Origin of the sequence: Mycobacterium sp. (assembly GCF_049280035.1) — a bacterium.
Taxonomy (GTDB): domain Bacteria; phylum Actinomycetota; class Actinomycetes; order Mycobacteriales; family Mycobacteriaceae; genus Mycobacterium.
Map to the genome: position 1 here is coordinate 1 of NZ_JBAPPI010000160.1, position 2,364 is coordinate 2,364.

Annotated in this window: 2 protein-coding genes; both read left to right on the top strand. The window is 70.4% G+C overall.

What is annotated here, in order from left to right:
- Positions 1-114: 114 nt before the first annotated feature.
- Positions 115-1,278, top strand: a complete 1,164-nt coding sequence (locus WAN71_RS05145; RefSeq protein WP_422224296.1) for a TadA family conjugal transfer-associated ATPase — start codon at positions 115-117, stop codon at positions 1,276-1,278.
- Positions 1,275-2,066, top strand: a complete 792-nt coding sequence (locus tag WAN71_RS05150; protein ID WP_422224297.1) for a type II secretion system F family protein — start codon at positions 1,275-1,277, stop codon at positions 2,064-2,066. Before WAN71_RS05145 ends, WAN71_RS05150 begins: the two co-directional genes overlap by 4 nt.
- Positions 2,067-2,364: the final 298 nt, after the last annotated feature.

The window sequence follows — 2,364 nt, forward strand, 5'->3', positions numbered from 1 at the left end:
GCTCGAACACGGCGGTCTGCGGCTAGGACGCCGCTCCGCGCTGGCGGTGGCGGCGCGTCGGGTGCTGGCCGTGCTGCCGGCGCGCCCGGTGGCCGAGACGGAAAGCAGGGCGGCATGACTGGTTCGCTAATCGATCGGGTGCGTGAACGGCTGGCGACGGAACCGGCACCGCTGCGTCCCACAGTGGTGGCCGACGCGATCCGAGCCGAGTCCGGTGGGGTGCTCGGCGACACTGAGCTGCTGAGCAATCTGCGGGTGCTGCAGACCGAGCTGACCGGCGCCGGGATCCTCGAGCCGCTGTTGTGCGCCGACGGCACCACTGACGTGCTGGTCACCGCGCCGGACGAGGTGTGGGTCGATGACGGAAACGGATTGCGGCGCACCGATATTCGGTTCGCCGACGAAGCCGCCGTGCGGCGGTTGGCGCAGCGACTGGCGCTGGTCGCAGGTCGCCGTCTCGACGACGCGCAACCGTGGGTGGACGGTCAGCTGACCGGGGTGGGCGCCGGCGGCTTCGCGGTCCGGCTGCATGCCGTGCTGCCACCGGTCGCCGTCGCCGGCACCTGCCTGTCGCTGCGGGTGCTTCGACCGGCTACCCAAGATTTGTCCGCGCTGATCGCGGCGGGCGCCATCGCGCCGACGGCCGCCGCACTGCTCGCTGACGTGATCGCCGCCAGGTTGGCGTTTTTGGTGTCCGGAGGTACCGGGGCCGGCAAGACGACGCTGCTGTCGGCGATGCTGAACGCAGTGGCGCCGGACGAGCGGATCGTGTGCGTCGAGGACGCCGCCGAGCTGGCGCCGCCGCATCCGCATCTGGTCAGGCTGGTCGCGCGTTGCGCCAATGTCGAAGGTGTCGGCGAAGTTACGGTGCGCCAACTCGTCCGGCAAGCGCTGCGGATGCGGCCAGACCGCATCGTCGTTGGAGAGGTTCGGGGCGCCGAAGTCGTCGATTTGCTCGCGGCGCTGAACACCGGTCACGACGGCGGTGCGGGCACAGTGCATGCCAACAATCCGGGCGAGGTTCCAGCTCGTTTGGAGGCGTTGGGCGCTCTCGGCGGCCTGGATCGCGGTGCGCTGCACAGTCAACTGGCTGCAGCCGTTCAGGTGCTGATGCATGTTGCCCGCGATCGCGCCGGCCAGCGGCGACTCGACGAAATCGCTGTGCTGCGTCAAACCGACGGAAGGGTCAGCGCGGTGACGGCGTGGCATGCCGACCGCGGACTGACCGATGAGGTCGCGGGATTGCGCCGGCTGATCCAGAGCCGGACGCTCAGATGACCGCACCGGTGGCTTCGCTCGCGTTAGCGGCAGCTCTGCTGGTATCGCCTGCGTCGCCGCGTCAACGGCTTGCTCGCCCCGACCGCAGCCGGACCCGGTTGTCCCCGCGGGTCGCCGGATGGTGTGCCGGGTGTGCTGTGGCTGGCGGTGCCGTATTGCTGCCGCTGACAACGGTTCTCGCGACGGCGGTGCTCGCCGCAACCGGAGGCTTGCGCTACCGCCGCCGTCGCCGTAGCCGTCGGGGGATGGATGAGGGCCGGCAGTTGGAAACCGCGATCGAAGTGTTGGTGGGCGAACTGCGGGTCGGTGCCCATCCAGCGCAGGCGTTCGCCGTCGCGGCGGACGAAACGGCCGGCCCGGTCGCGGACTCATGCCGTGCGGTGGCCGCGCGCGCCCGTTTGGGGGCCGACGTCACCGCCGGATTGCGCAGTGTCGCTGAGACCTCGGCGCTGCCGGCGCAATGGGATCGGCTCGCGGTGTGCTGGAACCTGGCATCCGAACACGGTCTGGCGATGTCTACCCTGATGCGCGCGGCTCAACGCGATATTACTGAGCGGCAACGGTTTTCCGGGCATGTAACGTCGGCGATGGCCGGTGCGCGTGCCACCGCGGCCATCCTGGCGGGCCTGCCGATGCTGTCGGTGCTGTTCGGCCAACTCATCGGCGCCGACCCGGCGGCGTTCTTGCTGGCCGGTCATGCAGGCGGCTGGCTGCTGGTGATCGGGGTGACGCTGGTGTGCGGCGGGCTGCTCTGGTCGGACCGCATCACCGATCGGGCGGCATCGTGAGTCGCGCGGGCGACAGCGATAGGGGTAGCGGTGAGGTGGGGGCACGCCCCCTCGCCGCTGCGCGGCTGGGGGTACCCCCACCCGCTTTTGCGGGGGACGGGTCGCCCTAGCAACCCAAGGGCAGCAAGGGTTTACGACGTCTGGTCGCCGTTGATCCGCGCGGACGCCGCGCTGGTGACCGGCTCACTGGCCGCAAGCCGCTCCAGCGGTGCGAGCGCCTGGGTCAGCGTTTCCAAGTCCAGCTCGCTGAGCTGGCTCAGCAGCGCGGCCAGCGCGGTGATCCGGTTGGTCAGCGACT

Bases quoted from the DNA above. Each gene is read 5' to 3' on its own strand.
- WAN71_RS05145 (WP_422224296.1), top strand. From the start codon at position 115: ATGACTGGTTCGCTAATCGATCGGGTGCGTGAACGGCTGGCGACGGAA.
- WAN71_RS05150 (WP_422224297.1), top strand. From the start codon at position 1,275: ATGACCGCACCGGTGGCTTCGCTCGCGTTAGCGGCAGCTCTGCTGGTA.